This window comes from Solitalea longa, from assembly GCF_002920915.1.
GTDB classification, from domain to species: domain Bacteria; phylum Bacteroidota; class Bacteroidia; order Sphingobacteriales; family Sphingobacteriaceae; genus Solitalea; species Solitalea longa.
On sequence record NZ_PQVF01000008.1, the window covers coordinates 45,403 to 62,422 of the forward strand.

Genomic DNA, 17,020 nt, shown 5'->3' on the forward strand with positions numbered 1-17,020 from the left:
AGGATTTTATCTTTTATTATGGTAAGATTATTGTACATCCACGAATAATCTGTCTGATTCTTAAAATTTACGCTCCATGAAAATATTATTGATTACTTCGGGCTACAATTCATTGGCTCAAAAGCTACTATTCGACGACAAAATTGAACTTATTGGCATCGCATTTCCGTGCAAGAACATTAAAAATCAATCGATTAGACACAAATTCTCTTTCAGTATAAGACACAATTATTTTCGAGTAAAAAGACTACTTTCAAACGCTAAAAAGCTGCCCAATTTTATATTCAGTAAAGAAAACGAAAATGAATTTTTAGATTGGATAAAGACACTTAAACCTGATTTGATCATTTCTTATTCGAGCCCATTTTTATTCGATCAAAAATTATTAGCACTGCCACCAAAAGGTGTGATCAATGTGCATAATTCGTTATTACCAAAATACCGTGGCCCTCAACCCATTATGTGGCAATACCTTGACTACGACCTGATACACGGTGTTACCATTCACTATTTAGGAGAAAAAGAAGATTCCGGAGATATTCTTCTGCAGCAATCTTTTGAGATCAAAAATGGCAGTTCACATTTACAAACTATTGAGCATTGCGAAAAGTTGGGATACGAATTATTGGTACGATCAATACAACTAATTAAAAAAGGAAAAGTAAAAAGAATAAAACAGCCCGTACGGGGCTCAACCAAACGGGCCAAAAGATTATCAGCAGATGAGATTAGGCAACTCATCAAATGGAATGAATGGTCACCTGAGCATATTAATCATGTAATAAAAGGCTTACAATTACCTATTTCAGATAAAGAAGTTGAACAGCTTAGCCATGGTATTACGGTAAAAAATGATGCAACTCAATTGGCCTCTACAACATTTCTTCTGTAGCTATATTGTTCATTAATTTCCAGAGCATATAAAAGCTGCTTGTAGCGGTCCGTTCAATGTTTTGCAAACGTTTATTTCCAAACAGAAACTTTTTAGCTATCACTTTATCTTTTGAAGCTACTGCAATCCAAATAGTACCTACAGGTTTATCAGATGTACCTCCGTCAGGTCCCGCAATTCCGGAGCAGGCTATAGCAAAATCGGTATGGTAGGTGGCCAAAGCACCCAGTGCCATCTCTGTAACGGTTTGTTCACTTACTGCTCCGAAAGCTTGCAATGTTTCAGCCTTCACTCCTATCATTTGTTGTTTTAATTGATTACTATAGGTAACAGCTCCACCCACATAAGCATTTGACGATCCGGGTATGGAGGTAATCAAGTGAGCTATATACCCCCCTGTACAGCTTTCGGCAGTGGTTAAAGTCTGATTATTTACTTTCAAATGGTTTAAAATCGCTTCCTGAAGAGTTATATCTTCAGTAGCAACAACATATTTCTTTATCCGGTTGATAATCAACCCCGAAGCACTCTCAACTTCTTTTTCAACATGTTCTTTATTAGTTCCAATCGCACTTAAACGCAACCTAACTTGTCCTAATTTCGGCAAATAGGCCAATTTAATATGTTCAGGCAGACCGTCTTCAATGTCTTCGATCTCTTTGGCTAAAAATGACTCTCCCAATCCGGCTGTTATAATTGTTTTGTGGAAAATTGTATCTATGTTAAATCGTTTTTGAAGTTCAGGTAACACATAACCTTCCATCATCCCTACCATTTCAAAAGGAACTCCGGGCATTGAAACAATAATTTTATCATTGTATTCGAACCACATACCAGGAGCCGTGCCATTCTTGTTTTGAATTACCTGGCAATTATCCGGAACTTCGGCCTGACGAACATTTACCTCAATCAATGGCCGGTTAAACCTTTTGAATATTTCTTTAACATTGTTCAAGGCATCATCGTTCATTACCAAACTGGCACCAAAAAACTCGCAAAGGGTATGTTTGGTAATATCATCCTTGGTTGGCCCTAACCCACCGGTAATTAAAATAATATTTGCATGTGAGCAAGCTTCATTCAACGCCGTAAGTATTGCCTCGCGTTTATCACTAATTGAAGTAATTTGCTTTACGGATATTCCAATGTCGTTCAGTTTTTGTCCCATCCAGGCCGAATTGGTATCCACCACCTGCCCTATTAGTATTTCATCACCAATGGTTATTATTTCTGCTAACATTTGTTAATTATTTTTTTGAGTTTATTTGGAATTACTTTAAAACTTAAACTATTTATTGAAACTTTAAATTACTGGTAAAGGTATAACAGATGTAAAGAAACCAAGAACATTGCAATTAAACCAACTAAAAACCAATTAAAAATGTTTGCATTTTTTATGTGTTTACTTACTGCAGTGGTGGTGAGTATAACAACTGTTACCTGTATAATAATGGTAGCAATTGATGCCTACCGAAATCGTGTTTCTAACATCTTTTTTTGGATTTTATTATCTGTCTTTTTACCAATAATCGGAACATTGATCTATTTCAGGGTAAGAAAAGAAAACGATCAAGATAAGAAAGAGAAACTCCTTTTTAATTAATTCGGAAGTTTTCAATCGATCTAATTCTGGTGTTTACAGTTTGGCCAACAACTAACTATGAACACCAATAAACAATTAGTTTGATTGGAACAGTTGTGCTGCTGTTTTTCCGAAGATGACAAAGGAGCTGTTTAAGTAGGTTGAAACAAGAATCCCCCGCATTAGCAGGGGATTTCTTGCATTGGTTGAGATTGAGAAGTTATCAATTAAATCGAAATGGTTACACCATTTCTATATTAAAAGAGAGTTCCGCGCTTAAACGGAACTCTCTTTAATTATGCTACTGTAGTAATTGATTTCATGGCAGTCATGGCTTGTCTTAATACATCACCTACTACCTCAATTTGATGCGAACGGATAGCCTTATTTACAGCAATTAGTTTTTTGTTATCTACGCCACCGTCTTTACCGTCGTTGTAGTTTTTACCAATGATATCGGTATTCACTGTTTTCATAAAATCAGCTAATAATGGTTTACAAGCATGATCGAACAAGTAACAACCATACTCAGCAGTATCAGAAATAACACGGTTCATTTCAAACAGTTTTTTACGAGCAATGGTATTGGCAATAAGTGGTGTTTCGTGTAATGATTCGTAATAAGCTGATTCAGCAATAATACCAGCTTCAACCATCGTTTCGAAAGCTAATTCAACACCAGCTCTAACCATAGCTACCATTAACAATCCATTATCAAAAAACTCTTGTTCTGAGATCTTCACATCAGCTGCCGGCGTTTTCTCAAATGCAGTTTCTCCTGTTGCTGCTCTCCAGGTTAACAAGTTAATATCGTTGTTCGCCCAATCTTCCATCATGGTTGATGAGAACTCACCGCTCATAATATCATCCTGATGTTTTTGGAACAATGGACGCATAATGCGTTTCAATTCTTCAGAAACCTCAAAAGCTTTAACTTTTGCTGGATTAGATAATCTGTCCATCATAGCAGTAATACCACCTTGTTTTAAGGCTTCGGTAATTACTTCCCATCCGTATTGGATCAATTTAGATGCATACCCTTTATCAACTCCTTTTTCAACCATTTTATCGAAACAAAGAATTGAACCAGTTTGCAATAAACCACAAAGGATCGTTTGTTCACCCATTAAATCCGATTTAACTTCGGCAACAAATGATGATTTTAACACACCTGCTTTGTGACCTCCGGTACCAACGGCATAAGCTTTAGCTTGCGCCCATCCTTTACCTTCCGGATCATTTTCTGGGTGAACAGCAATTAAGGTAGGAACACCAAATCCTCTTTTGTATTCTTCCCTAACTTCTGTACCCGGACATTTTGGGGCCACCATGATTACGGTGATATCTTTACGGATCTTCATGCCTTCTTCAACAATGTTGAATCCGTGAGAGTATGATAAGGTTGCTCCTTTTTTCATTAAAGGCATTACTGCCGATACTACAGCGGAGTGTTGCTTATCAGGAGTAAGATTAATCACCACGTCGGCAGTAGGGATCAATTGTTCATAAGTACCCACTACAAAACCGTTTTCGGTAGCACTTTTCCACGACTGGCGTTTTTCAGCAATTGCTTCTTCACGTAATGCATAAGAAACATCCAAACCTGAATCTCTAAGATTCAAACCTTGATTTAATCCCTGAGCACCACAACCCACAACTACTAATTTTTTACCTTTTAAAGCAGTCACCCCATCAGCAAAATGGCTGTTGTCTAAAAATTCGCAAACACCCAATTGATTAAGTTTTTCTCTTAATGAAAGTGTGTTGAAATAATTTTGGCGGCTAGCCTTAGCAGTTGTTTCTTCTATTGTATCTGCAAAATTCATTAAAGCCATTTTGTTTATTCTTTTAGTATAAGTTTTATTTTAATTGTTTGTTAAGTATAAACCTAGTTTAACACCTGCTCATACTCGGTTAATTCTTCGGCATGATATAATTCATGTGCCGGAATACGCTGTTTGTGAATGGCTATACGCCCTGAATGGACGAACTCCAACAAACCAAAAGGTTTTAACAGATCATAAAAACTCATCAGATCTTCTATCGTACCGGTTTTTTCAAGAGCTGTAAACCCTGGTTCCATATACATTACCCTGGCGCCATGTTCATTAGCCAGATTGATAATAGGTGTTAATTTAGCAGGATCTTCAATGTTCACTTTGTAGATTGCAACCTCACTAAATATCATATTATCAGCATCGTAAGCATAGGCAATTAACACTTCAATAACCTTGTTAATTTGTTGCACCAGTTTACGACTCATGTCTTCGGTACATTTAACTACAATGGTAAAACGAGAAATACCCTTTTTCTCTGTCTCAGAAACTGTTAAGCTTTCAATATTAATTCGGCGACGGGTAAAGATGATCGTTAACCGGTTCAATAAACCGATATTATTTTCCGTAAAAACCGATATGGTATATAACTTTTCCATTATGCCCTTCCCCCTGAAGGGATATTAGTAATTATTGATAAAACACTTTAAATGATAGTTATCGCTTTTATTGAAGGCGAACTTCATCGACACTTGCACCAGTGGCAACCATTGGGAATACATTGGCTTCTTTTTCAACCACCACTTCTAAAAGGTAAGGAACTTCAGATGCAAGCATTTCTTCAACAGCGCTATCAAGCTCTTCTCTTTCGGTGATCTTTTTCGCTTTTACACCAAAACCTTCAGAAATTTTGATAAAATCAGGATTTTGCAATTCAACAAATGAATAGCGGTTATCAAAGAACATCTCCTGCCATTGGCGAACCATACCCAGGAAATTATTATTCAGGATCACAATTTTAACCGGAAGCTTATTTTGAGCAATTGTTCCCAATTCTTGTATGGTCATTTGAAAACAGCCATCTCCAATTACAGCGATAACTTCACGTTCAGGAGCCGCCACTTTTGCACCAAATGCTGCGGGCAATGCAAAGCCCATCGTTCCCAAACCTCCTGATGAGATGAAAGAGTTGGTATGCGCAAACTTATAGTAACGTGCAGCCATCATTTGATGCTGACCTACATCCGCTACTAATGCTGCTTGTCCCTTGCTTTTTTCTGAGATCATATTGATTACCTCACCCATGCGCATTCCGCCTTGCGTAGGATAAATTTCATTTTGGATGACCTTTTCTATTTCCTGCTGATAACATTCATTGAATTTAGCATGCCATTGAGAATGATCGTTTTTGCGAACCAACGGAAGTAATACCTGTAAAGCCTCTTTCGCATCAGCATTGATCGATACAGCCGTTTTAACATTCTTGTCTATCTCAGCTGGATCAACTTCAATATGAATAACTTTAGCCTGTTTTGCATAACGCTTTAAATCACCAGTTACCCTGTCATCGAAACGCATACCAATGGCAATGATTACATCAGCCTCATTAGTTAACAGATTTGGCCCGTAGTTACCATGCATGCCTAACATTCCCACATATTGTGGATGAGATGCTGGGAAAGCTGAAAGTCCGTGCAGCGTGCTGGCTACAGGAATTCCTGTTTTTTCTACCAATTCCCGTACTTCATTTTCGGCTTTAGAAATTAAAATGCCTTGTCCAATAAACAGGAAAGGTTTTTTTGCAGCATTAATTAACTCTGCCGCTTTTTCCACCTGCTCATAGGTATAGTTTGATTTAGGGCGATAACCACGAACACTGTTACATTTAACATTGATAAATTCGTTGGTCAGTTGTTCAAACTGGGCGTTTTTAGTAACATCGATCAATACTGGCCCAGGACGACCGCTTTTAGCAATATAAAATGCCTTTGCAATGATCTCAGGAATCTCGTCTGCCGACGTTACCTGGTAATTCCATTTGGTTATCGGCATGGTCATACCCATAATATCAGCTTCCTGAAATGCATCAGTTCCTAATAATGCTTTAGCCACTTGACCAACAATGCAAACCATCGGAACGCTGTCCATCAATGCATCGGCAATAGGCGTGATAAGATTGGTTGCACCAGGTCCTGAAGTAACCAAACACACACCTACTTTACCCGAAATTCGGGCATAACCTTCGGCTGCATGTCCGGCACCTTGCTCATGGCGCACTAAAATATGGTTTAGTTTATCGCGATAATCATAGAGTGCATCATAGACGGGCATAATAGCTCCACCCGGATAACCAAAAATGGTATCCACGCCTTCAGCAACTAAAGCCATCATAAGGGCTTCCGATCCACTGATTTTACGTTGAGCAGCTGTTTTTTGCATTGTCTTTAATGTATCGTTTTGAACTGTTGTTCCCATAGTTTTATTGTTGAGCATTGCCCCGACTAACGGAGCAATTGTTTTAATATTATAATTCGTCTGTAACGCAACCTTCAGATGCTGAAGAAACGTTTTTGATATATTTTGCCAAAGTACCTTTGGTGGCTCTCCAAGCCGGCTGTTGCCAAGCGGCTCTTCTGCTTGCGATCTCTTCATCGCTTAACTCTGCATTTAAGACTCGTCTTTCGGCATCAATAGTAATGATATCACCATCTTTTAACAGTCCGATCAAACCACCGTTTTGCGCTTCAGGAGTAATGTGGCCAACTACGAAACCATGTGTTCCACCTGAGAAACGGCCATCAGTAATTAAAGCTACACTTTTACCTAAGCCTGCTCCCATAATTAATGAAGTTGGCTTCAGCATTTCAGGCATTCCCGGTGCTCCTTTAGGACCCTGATAGCGGATTACCACTACGTCGCCTTTTTGGATCTTACCTGAAAGAACCGAATCATTTAGATCAAACTCAGTATTGAATACCTTAGCAGGTCCGCTGAACTTTAAACCTTCCTTACCTGTAATTTTAGCAACCGAACCTTCTGCCGCCAAGTTTCCGTATAAAATCTGCAAATGCCCTGTTGCTTTGATCGGGCTTGTAACCGGAACGATAATTTGCTGATCGGCCGCCAATTCGGGCACATCTGCAAGATTTTCTGCAACCGTTTTTCCTGTTACTGTCAAACAATCTCCGTGTAAGAAACCTTCATTCAGCAAATATTTCATTACTGCCGGAATACCACCTACCTGATGAAGGTCTTTCATCAAATATTTACCGCTAGGTTTTAGGTCAGCAATAAATGGAGTTCTGTCAGAAATACGTTGGAAATCATCGATCGTCAGTTTAACATCAACCGCCTTTGCAATGGCAATTAAATGCAATACCGCGTTTGTTGACCCTCCTAAAGCCATTATGATCGTCATTGCATTTTCAAACGCCTTTTCGGTCATAATATCCTTTGGAAGAATGTTCTTCTCCAGTAAAGTACGAATTGCTTTACCTACAGCTTTACATTCATCCTGCTTTACCTTGCTTACTGCCGGGTTTGATGAACTGTACGGCAAACTCATTCCTAATGCTTCAATTGCCGAAGACATGGTATTAGCCGTGTACATACCCCCACAGGCACCTGAGCCAGGGCATGCATGTTTTACAACTTCTTTGAATTCTTCCGGAGTTATATCTCCTGCAATTTTTTGCCCTAATGCTTCAAAAGCCGAAATGATATCAAGGTCTTTCCCATTATGATGACCTGCATCAATTGTACCTCCATAAACCATTATAGAAGGACGATTTAAACGGCCCATAGCCATTAAAGCACCCGGCATATTTTTATCGCAACCCATTACGGTAATTACAGCATCATACCATTGTGCCGACACCACGGTTTCAATACTGTCGGCAATAATATCACGCGACTGTAATGAAAAGCGCATGCCCTCCGTACCGTTTGACATACCATCGCTTACACCAATAGTATTAAATATAAGCCCCACCAACTCATTATCCTTCACACCAGCTTTAATTGCTTTTGCTAAATCATTCAGATGCATGTTACAAGTATTTCCCTCATAACCTGCACTGGCAATGCCTACCTGAGCTTTATTCATGTCTTCTTCAGTAAGACCAATACCATGTAACATGGCCTGCGCACCAGGTAATGTAGTATCCTGCGTTAACGTTGCACTATATCTATTTAGTTTGTTCATTTGTAAAATTTAATCTAAAAGTATGTTTTCTTTGAAAGTTTGTTAAACAATCATTGTTTTGTTTTACGATGCTCAATTTATATGATATAACCTTTGTATTCTTTTAAAGTAACTCGTTTCCTGTATTTTACGCTTATTTCGAAACCAATTGTGTCTTCCCATTTTTTACGAAAGCTTTTGCCGTCAATACTTTCTATTCCGGCAACCTCAGCAGCAGTTCCTGTAGAAAAAGCACCGTCGATATCAATCAAGTCTTCAGGCTTTATTTTCTTTTCAATCACTTCATAACCCAAATCACTGGCAATGTCAATTACGGTTGATCTGGTGATGCCTGGAAAAATACTACCCAACTCTGGTGTGTAAATAGTATTGTCTTTTTCATAGAAAAAGTTAGATGCTGCACATTGAGCAATAAAACCATGCTCATCTAAGAGCAATGCCTCATCAAAACCTTTCTGTTTAGCTTCACGTGTGGCCATCACTGCATTAACATACTGCCCATTAACTTTAGAGTCGACATGAAATGCAGAAGGACTAATTCGTTTATAAGAGGAGGTCATTAGACGGGTTTGCTGATCGCCATAATACACTGCCCAACTGAAGGCACCAATAAAAATGTTATGGCTGTTACCTGGCGTTAACGATAAATTATCACCGGCAAAAACCAATGGACGGATATAAGCATTTTTCAAATGATTGCGACGAATTAACTCATATGATATATCCGTCAACTCCTCAACTGTATAATTTAGGGTGAGAAAAAGTGTACTGCATGAATAATGTAAGCGCTTAAAGTGCTCAATAGGCTTAAAAATGCGAGTACCGCTATCTGTATCATAGGCCCTTATACCTTCAAAGGCACTGTTGCCATAGTGAAACGATTGACTGTAGGGACTTAATTTAACATCCTTGATGTTTAAATACTGGCCATTGTAAAATACAATTGAGTTTTCATTAAAATGCATAATTCAGTCTATAAGGTTAAAATCAGTTGATAACAATTTATTCGGTTGAGAGTGAGTGTTTAAACCAGGTATTTCCTCAACATTTCGTGATCGTTCACGTTGATATAATTGATGTGGTTTTGTTTTAAACGGAAGAGCAAAGGTTCGAGATCGGTTTTAACAGCAAGTTCAATACCTACCAGCGCTGGCCCAAACTCTTTATTGGTCTTTTTCAGATATTGAAAATGCACAATGTCATCGTTGGGACCCAAAGCCTCGTTCAAAAAATTACGAAGCTCACCCGGTTTTTGGGCAAATTCAACTATAAAGTAGTGTTTTAAACCTTCAAAAATCAGGCTTCGTTCAATAACTTCAGGGTAACGAGCTATATCATTATTGCCACCGCTGATCACACAAACCACATTTTTGCCCTGCAATTGATCGGCAATTTTATCAAGGGCCGCTACTGCCATTGCACCAGCAGGCTCAGCTATGATTCCTTCATTTTGATATAATTCGATCATGGTTGTACAAACCTTACCCTCCTCGATAGTAAAAATTTGTTCTATATGCTCGTTAATGATTTGAAAGGTCAGTTCACCGATTTGCTTCACTGACGCCCCATCAATAAAGGTATCTATAGATTCAAGCTTCAATGGAGCCCCATTCTTTCGAGCCTCCACCATTTTGGGAGCACCTGCCGGGTCAACACCAATCACTGTTACCTCTGGTTTATTTTCCTTGAAATATAAGGCAGCTCCTGAAGCCAATCCACCACCACCAATTGGAACAACCAGCATATCGAGATCGTTCAGGTCTTCATCAATTTCCCTGGAAACAGTAGCCTGTCCCCAGATGGTATTCCAATCGTCGAAAGGATGAATAAAAGAAAGGTCATTTTGTTCTGTAAACTTTTTAGCCGCTTCATAGGCCTCATCGTAAGTGGTCCCTGTTAAAATAACATTCGCCCATTCGCCACCAAAACTTCTAACCTTTTGTATTTTCTGACGAGGAGTAACCTGCGGCATAAAAATATGCGACTTGATTTTCAATTTATTACTACTAAAAGCAACGCCTTGAGCGTGATTTCCGGCACTAGCGCATACAACTCCTCTTTCGCGTAATTCGGGATCAAGATTTATAATGTTATTATAAGCTCCTCTGATTTTATAAGAGCGAACCGGCTGCATATCCTCACGTTTGAAATACAACTTGCAGTTGTATTTCTCGGATAGTCGGGCAATGTATTGCAGGGGCGTCCGATAGGCTACACCATCAAGTTTTTCGGCAGCCTGCACTACCTGCTCTGTTAAGTTAGAGGTTGTTGTTTGCATAGTTGTGATAAAGTAAAAGAGCCGCTCCCTTTGGGGGAAGCGGCTCTTTTTATGTTTGTGTTTGCTTTACATATTTAAGTGCACCACTTCCCTGTCATGTGTGAAGAATCACCACGATAATAATAATGACAGTAATAATAGTGCTCAGATTTTTCATTTGTTTAACTCTTAAGGCGAATATATTATGATATTAATAAAGAAGCAAAATAAAGTTTAAAAAAAATAAATATTTCTACGACGTCTACCCACTTAATAGGCATCATCGTAGTAATAAGGACGACGCTTGCTAAGCTTTAAATCCTGTAGAATTGAGGACTTTACCCTTAGATCAATACTGTATTGTTTGTATTGTCCAAACGGTACCCAATACACTTGCAGATCCCAGCAATGCAAATCACGGGCAATACTTAAAGTAGTTGGAGAAATTGTCTGTGATGATACATCATAGCCGGTCATACCACTGATCTTCCATTTTTGAGTCAGGTTAAAATCTCCGTTGACGTTAATTGTTTGAAAGAAGTTATTAAATCTGTTCCCATTTGAATACGAACGTGAATAGTTAAACGCATAGTTTATGCCCACATTCCAGGGAATGTTAAAATCAATAAAATTATTTGGATTTGGATCAACCAGGTAAAGATCTCGCTGCTGCTGAGTTGTATATTGAGGACGGTTTTTAGCCTTTGAGTTAAAATTGGCACTTAAAGAAATGTTAGCATTAGTCAGATTTACCAATGGTCCACCTTCATTAATAGAGAATTTATTGATCCGTTGACCTTCATCATTAACAGCATAAGGATCAAGTGAGGCCCCAAAGTTTAAATTTATAGTTTTAAATAAATTAGTGAAACCGGCTAATGAAAATGGCGCAAGATTAAATTCTTTTGCAGCAAAATTATAGCTCGAGTTCAAACTTAATTCATTTAAAATGGATATCTTCTTTTCTCCATTCACTGTATCCTTAGCTGAACGCACCTTCATTTCAAGGTTATTACTCAATCCGAAACCAATTACACTGCTACGGCCATAACTCGATGAACCGGATTCGAATACAGAATAAGGAACTTCATTATTATTTTTATCAGTGTACGTTTTCACGTACCCATATTTAGGATCCGAAAAATCAGGTTTATAACTATAACTGACATTTGGACGCAAGGTATGACGAATGGCTTTTATACCACCTTTTTTAAACTGTGCCATACCGTATAAAGTTGTTGAAGCTCCAACACTCAGAGCGTAACTTCTTTCGGCTTTAAACCCATTATGATAAGTGGTTTCTACCTGATCATTACCCGCATTGTATTCTTTTGTTATAGTTCTGAAATACCAGTTTTCGGTATATGGCATGTTTGGACTAATGTTTATGTATTTCAGCACATTAAAACTGGTTTGCAGGCTTGCCGTATGATTAACCAGTGTTTTAAACTGATGCTCAGGTGGCGCACTTGAACTGAACAATAAACTATCGTAGGTGTTAACGGTATTACTTAATGCCATACCGTAGGTCAATCTCACTTTGCTGTACCAAGTTGGCGGTCCTATTCTTCTGGGCGAGTCAAATGGAGTAAACTGAATTCCATTCAACGTTAAGGTTGGGAGTGTTAAATTGATAGCCCCTGTATTAAACTGTTGTGATGCACTTAACGAAGATGATAAGTTTATAGGCATTTTCCCCTGCCATGTTTTAGAATAGCTTATAGAAGAGTTGCTCGTATTATTAAATCGGTTAGGCAGCGGAACAAAATTTCCAGTATTCTGATAAAATTTAGAGGATGTTAAATTAACAGAAGCTGAAAAACTGGAACCGGTTCCCTGACGGCTTTGACCATGAGACCACATCACCTGAAAATCTTTCGTATTTTGGAAGGTGGAGGTACCCTCTTCTCCATAACGTGAGTTTGAATAATTAAAATTCAGGTTTCCACTGTATTTATATCGAACTACATAACGCGAAGAAAGTCCTAAATCATAACTACCATTGGTAAAAATGCTGGCCTTTAATGCTGCGTCAATATTATCACTTAACCCTAAATAATAGCCCATGTCGCGTAGGAAAAAGCCTTTTTGCTGGTCTTCGCCCACTGATGGGAAAATTATTCCATTTGCGCGTTTGGAGGTTTTAGGAAAAAAGCCAAATGGAACCACTAATGGAGTGGGAATATCTTCGATGTACATATACGCCGGACCGGTCACTACCCGATTCTCCATTACCTTGGCTTTAGTGATTTTAATACCAAAATGGACATGATCAGGGTCATTACAGGTGGTATAGGTTCCTCCTTTTAGAAAACCTTCTTTGTTTTCATTCAGTTTCATTTGTCCACCTCTAATAAAGCCTTCTCCCTCTTTTGAAACCCCCGACCAAACTTTAGCCTTTTTCGATTTAAAATTATAAGCCAAACTGTCGGCAATTAAATCGCTGCCCTCGCCCGTCATAAATGGGCGACCGCTATAGGTACCTGAACTGTCAATTGCTCCTTTTGCATATACGATCATGGTTTGCTGATCCACACGTATAAAATCGGCCTTTAAGGTCATCCCTTCAAACTTTACCTCTGCATCTTTATATAGATAGAGGTATTTCCCTGAAATATCGGCTAGAATAGAATCCTTGGCGTTATATTCAACTTTAGATTTTAATGCAGTGCCAGCCTTAGGGTTAATCTTCACTCTTTGCGTGGCAGTATCCATGCGAATAGAATCCTTTTTAGAACCCGATTTTCGAATGGTATCTGTTAAAGCAGAAGTATGAAACGATAACGAATGAAGTTTTCTATCATAAGCGTTTGTCTTCGATGTAATTGCGCTTATCAAGGATAGAAATAATAAAACAGTAAAGGTTTGTGTAAAATGCTTACTTAATAATTTCAAAATATTTAGTTGAATATTATTTTTGCGATTATGGAATTTAATAGCCCCCCAAAGTTAAAGAAATTTAGAGCAGTGAGAATAATTTTTAACACTTTGACTCTCTCGTTTCTGTTTATAAGTTTAACTTCCTTCAACTTTGACTCTGTTAACCAACAAAATAAAAAGATAAAACGGAGTAATTATAAATTTAAAACTATTGTAATTGATGCCGGTCATGGCGGAAAAGATGTAGGAGCCAACAGGGCCTGGGGCACCGAGAAAAGAGTAGCCCTGTCTATTGCGTTGAAATTTGGCAGACTGATAGATAATGCATATCCTGAAATAAAAGTTGTTTACACCCGCAAAGACGACAGTTTTGTGGAATTATATGAGCGGGCAAATATTGCCAACAGGAATAAAGCGGATTTATTTGTGTCGATTCATTGCAACTCAAACGCCAGCGGCTCGCCTTATGGTACCGAAACTTATGCCTTTGGTATTGATTCGAAAACCAATAAGGAAAAAATGGATGTAGCCAAAAGGGAAAACTCGGTAATTCTTTTAGAAGACAATTATGAAAAAAGCTATGATGGCTTTGATCCGAATTCGCCCGAATCGTATATCATCTTCTCCCTTTATCAAAATAAAAACCTTGATAAGAGTTTGTCAATAGCCTCGAAAATAGAAAACGAATTTGGGGATAATGATAACCGTTATAGTCGTGGTGTTCGCCAGGAACGTTTCTTAGTGTTGCGCTATACTAATATGCCGGCTATTTTGGTTGAAACCGGATTTATATCCAACCGTGAGGAAGGTAAGTATTTAGCTAGTGATGACGGTCAGGATGAAGTAGCTGCTTCACTTTTCCGCGCATTTAAATCGTATAAAAAAGAGCTGGAAATGGCTAACTAACAACAGTTGATTTTCAGCAATTTAATAGCTTACCTTACAACCTTTATTTACACATATAATCTCAAATGCAGATTCTGCGTAAATGAATAAAGGTTTTTCTTACTTTTGTCACCTGTAGGTTAAGAAAGTTAATTAGCTTAATGACAAATTAATTCTTGGCAACTACCTATTTAAGGAGGTATAACATTTAAACCTGTTTAATTTTCTTTTACAAATCTGATGAAAATAGCAAACGAAACTAAAATTGGCATTCTTACAGCGCTTGCCATAACATGTTTAATTTTAGGATATAATTATTTGCGTGGTAACGATGTGTTCTCGAGCACCCGTAAGTTTTATGCGGTGTATGAGCGAGTAGATGGTTTGACCGTTTCACGACCAATCTTGGTAAATGGTTTTCAAATTGGCCGAGTTGCCCGTTTAGATCTTCAACCTGATCATAAAATTAAAGCGCGATTTGATATTTCCAACGATATCGAACTTCCTAAAAACTCAATTGCAGAAATCCAAAGCCCTGATCTGTTAAGCGGTAAAGTTGTAGTTTTTAAACTTGGCAACTCAGCTGATATGGCGGAAGAGGGTTTTATATTCACGCCTTCTATTGAATCTTCGTTAATGGAATCGTTAAACCCGGTAAAAGATAAGGCTACTATGGCTTTGGTTAAGATCGATTCGGTTTTAACGGCGGTTAATAATATCCTTAACCCAGGCTTTCAAAAAAGTGTTCGAAATAGCTTCAAAAGCATTGAGATTACAATGAAAAACATGGAGGGCACCTCAGCGAAATTTGATGAAAGCGCAAAGCGCCTGAACACCATAATGACCAATGTTGAGGCTATCACTAACAACCTGAAAAACAATAACGACCATATTAGCGCTGCTTTAGCTAATATAGATAATATCACCGATCAGGTAGCAAAAGCTAACCTTCAGGAAACGTTGTTAAATGCTAATAAAACCATGAATTCGGTTAGTGCAATTATGGCAAAAATTCAAAAAGGTGAAGGCTCGATTGGTTTATTATTGAATGATGATAAGCTTTACAATAATTTGAATAAAACCGCGGCAGACTTAGATAAACTGATGGTTGATTTCCGTGTAAATCCAAAACGTTATGTTCACTTCTCAATGTTTGGTAAAAAACAAAAAACTTATAACGAAGCGGATACCGTAATCAAGAAATAAAAGGTATTTAGTTAGAAGTACAAAGTAAAACTAACTTCCGTCTAAAAAATTCGAGAACGGTTCATTGATCAATTCAGTGAACCGTTTACTTTTATCAAAGATCGATTCTATTATTTCCTCTAAGTATTCCACTATAAATAATTAAACGGGATAACACTGTACTTCTAAAATTGTACTTCTAAAATTGTACTTCTAAAATCATATTTTAATACTTTTGGCTAAATCAAAAATTACTAATGCAGAATCCTAATCTTGACCCAAACGCCGAACGGCTCAGTCCTAACGAAAAGGAAATTGAAAGGGTTTTACGCCCCCAGGAGTTCGATGACTTTACCGGACAGGCCAAGATTTTGGAGAACCTTAAGATATTTGTTAAGGCTGCCAAAAGTCGTGGAGAGGCCTTAGATCATGTTTTATTGCATGGCCCTCCGGGATTGGGAAAGACTACTCTTTCGCATATTATCGCCAATGAAATGGGAACCGGTATTAAAATTACCTCTGGACCTGTGTTGGACAAGCCTGGTGATCTGGCTGGTTTATTAACTAATTTATCTGAAGGCGATATCCTATTTATTGATGAGATACACCGTTTAAGCCCTTTGGTGGAAGAATACTTGTACTCGGCAATGGAAGATTACAAGATTGATATTATGCTGGAAACGGGACCAAATGCACGTTCGGTACAAATTTCTCTTAATCCTTTCACTTTAGTTGGAGCCACTACCCGATCGGGATTATTAACGGCGCCTTTAAGGGCTCGATTTGGTATTAACGCCCGATTGGAATATTACGATGCAAAATTATTGACCAGCATTGTAATGCGCTCTTCTGAGATTTTAAAAACACCCACTACTGAAGAAGGCGCCTTTGAAATTGCTCGCCGAAGCCGGGGAACACCTCGTATTGCTAATGCACTACTTCGTCGTACTCGCGATTTTGCCCAAGTGAAGGGAAACGGTAACATTGATACCGAAATTGCCCGCTACGCTTTGGATGCATTAAATGTTGATGAACACGGATTGGATGAAATGGATAACAAGATTTTGGTTACCATTATTGACAAGTTTAAAGGAGGTCCGGTTGGCTTAAAAACAATTGCTACTGCTGTAGGAGAAGACGAAGGTACAATTGAAGAAGTGTATGAGCCTTATCTGATTCAGGAAGGTTATTTAATGCGCACTTCACGGGGTCGTGAGGCTACGGAATTAGCTTATAAGCATTTGAAAAGACTGCACCATTCGAAGGGAAATACCCTATTTTAGAAACCGAATTGCACGAATTAGACGAATTGCACGAATTAAAATAATTTCGGGTTGCGAGTTAGGAGTTACGAATTCTT

13 protein-coding genes are annotated in these 17,020 nt (G+C 38.2%); 5 read left to right on the forward strand and 8 right to left on the reverse strand.

All coding sequences use genetic code 11. From position 1 onward, the window contains the following. Nucleotides 1-76: 76 nt before the first annotated feature. Nucleotides 77-892, forward strand: coding sequence for a methionyl-tRNA formyltransferase (locus C3K47_RS12210; protein ID WP_103789427.1), 816 nt, complete (start codon nucleotides 77-79; stop codon nucleotides 890-892). Here the strand turns inward: C3K47_RS12210 and C3K47_RS12215 are convergent. After that, entirely contained in the window at nucleotides 873-2,132 is a 1,260-nt protein-coding gene (locus C3K47_RS12215; RefSeq protein ID WP_103789428.1) for a competence/damage-inducible protein A, read from the reverse strand. The two genes, C3K47_RS12210 and C3K47_RS12215, sit on opposite strands and share 20 nt — an antisense overlap. Nucleotides 2,133-2,273: 141 nt before the next feature. Between C3K47_RS12215 and C3K47_RS12220 the strand changes: the two genes are divergently transcribed. Further along, nucleotides 2,274-2,495: a PLDc N-terminal domain-containing protein gene (locus C3K47_RS12220; RefSeq protein ID WP_103789429.1), complete on the forward strand. Its 222-nt coding sequence runs from the start codon at nucleotides 2,274-2,276 to the stop codon at nucleotides 2,493-2,495. 275 nt (nucleotides 2,496-2,770) lie between these two features. Here the strand turns inward: C3K47_RS12220 and ilvC are convergent, their stop codons facing one another. The 7 genes from ilvC to C3K47_RS12255 all read right to left on the reverse strand — a co-directional run bounded on the left by ilvC (nucleotide 2,771) and on the right by C3K47_RS12255 (nucleotide 13,605). After that, the gene (gene ilvC, locus C3K47_RS12225; protein WP_207765291.1) at nucleotides 2,771-4,309 is read right to left on the reverse strand and encodes a ketol-acid reductoisomerase; all 1,539 of its coding nucleotides are present in this window, start codon (nucleotides 4,307-4,309) and stop codon (nucleotides 2,771-2,773) included. A gap of 53 nt (nucleotides 4,310-4,362) precedes the next feature. Then, complete coding sequence (gene ilvN / locus C3K47_RS12230; RefSeq protein ID WP_103789430.1) at nucleotides 4,363-4,908, reverse strand: acetolactate synthase small subunit; 546 nt, start codon at nucleotides 4,906-4,908, stop codon at nucleotides 4,363-4,365. 67 nt (nucleotides 4,909-4,975) lie between these two features. After that, a complete protein-coding gene (gene ilvB / locus C3K47_RS12235; RefSeq protein WP_103789614.1) occupies nucleotides 4,976-6,724 on the reverse strand; it encodes a biosynthetic-type acetolactate synthase large subunit in 1,749 nt (582 codons plus the stop codon). Nucleotides 6,725-6,773: 49 nt separating this feature from the next. Next, nucleotides 6,774-8,453, reverse strand: coding sequence for a dihydroxy-acid dehydratase (gene ilvD, locus C3K47_RS12240; RefSeq protein ID WP_103789431.1), 1,680 nt, complete (start codon nucleotides 8,451-8,453; stop codon nucleotides 6,774-6,776). Nucleotides 8,454-8,530: 77 nt separating this feature from the next. Continuing rightward, nucleotides 8,531-9,418 (reverse strand): branched-chain-amino-acid transaminase, encoded by an 888-nt coding sequence (ilvE, locus tag C3K47_RS12245; RefSeq protein ID WP_103789432.1) that lies wholly within the window; start codon nucleotides 9,416-9,418, stop codon nucleotides 8,531-8,533. A gap of 59 nt (nucleotides 9,419-9,477) precedes the next feature. Continuing rightward, the gene (gene ilvA / locus C3K47_RS12250; RefSeq protein ID WP_103789433.1) at nucleotides 9,478-10,731 is read right to left on the reverse strand and encodes a threonine ammonia-lyase IlvA; all 1,254 of its coding nucleotides are present in this window, start codon (nucleotides 10,729-10,731) and stop codon (nucleotides 9,478-9,480) included. A gap of 249 nt (nucleotides 10,732-10,980) precedes the next feature. Beyond that, a complete protein-coding gene (locus tag C3K47_RS12255) occupies nucleotides 10,981-13,605 on the reverse strand; it encodes a putative LPS assembly protein LptD (protein WP_133159381.1) in 2,625 nt (874 codons plus the stop codon). Nucleotides 13,606-13,698: 93 nt separating this feature from the next. Between C3K47_RS12255 and C3K47_RS12260 the strand changes: the two genes are divergently transcribed. The 3 genes from C3K47_RS12260 to ruvB all read left to right on the forward strand — a co-directional run bounded on the left by C3K47_RS12260 (nucleotide 13,699) and on the right by ruvB (nucleotide 16,943). Next, complete coding sequence (locus C3K47_RS12260; protein ID WP_243392546.1) at nucleotides 13,699-14,496, forward strand: N-acetylmuramoyl-L-alanine amidase family protein; 798 nt, start codon at nucleotides 13,699-13,701, stop codon at nucleotides 14,494-14,496. 219 nt (nucleotides 14,497-14,715) lie between these two features. Beyond that, nucleotides 14,716-15,681: an MlaD family protein gene (locus C3K47_RS12265; RefSeq protein WP_103789436.1), complete on the forward strand. Its 966-nt coding sequence runs from the start codon at nucleotides 14,716-14,718 to the stop codon at nucleotides 15,679-15,681. Between the two features lie 236 nt (nucleotides 15,682-15,917). Next, nucleotides 15,918-16,943, forward strand: coding sequence for a Holliday junction branch migration DNA helicase RuvB (gene ruvB, locus C3K47_RS12270; RefSeq protein WP_103789437.1), 1,026 nt, complete (start codon nucleotides 15,918-15,920; stop codon nucleotides 16,941-16,943). The last annotated feature ends 77 nt before the right edge of the window (nucleotides 16,944-17,020 follow it).

Coding starts and splice junctions, on each gene's coding strand:
- C3K47_RS12210 (WP_103789427.1), top strand. CDS start 77: ATGAAAATATTATTGATTACTTCGGGCTACAATTCATTGGCTCAAAAG.
- C3K47_RS12215 (WP_103789428.1), bottom strand. CDS start 2,132: ATGTTAGCAGAAATAATAACCATTGGTGATGAAATACTAATAGGGCAG.
- C3K47_RS12220 (WP_103789429.1), top strand. CDS start 2,274: ATGTTTGCATTTTTTATGTGTTTACTTACTGCAGTGGTGGTGAGTATA.
- ilvC (WP_207765291.1), bottom strand. CDS start 4,309: ATGGCTTTAATGAATTTTGCAGATACAATAGAAGAAACAACTGCTAAG.
- ilvN (WP_103789430.1), bottom strand. CDS start 4,908: ATGGAAAAGTTATATACCATATCGGTTTTTACGGAAAATAATATCGGT.
- ilvB (WP_103789614.1), bottom strand. CDS start 6,724: ATGGGAACAACAGTTCAAAACGATACATTAAAGACAATGCAAAAAACA.
- ilvD (WP_103789431.1), bottom strand. CDS start 8,453: ATGAACAAACTAAATAGATATAGTGCAACGTTAACGCAGGATACTACA.
- ilvE (WP_103789432.1), bottom strand. CDS start 9,418: ATGCATTTTAATGAAAACTCAATTGTATTTTACAATGGCCAGTATTTA.
- ilvA (WP_103789433.1), bottom strand. CDS start 10,731: ATGCAAACAACAACCTCTAACTTAACAGAGCAGGTAGTGCAGGCTGCC.
- C3K47_RS12265 (WP_103789436.1), top strand. CDS start 14,716: ATGAAAATAGCAAACGAAACTAAAATTGGCATTCTTACAGCGCTTGCC.
- ruvB (WP_103789437.1), top strand. CDS start 15,918: ATGCAGAATCCTAATCTTGACCCAAACGCCGAACGGCTCAGTCCTAAC.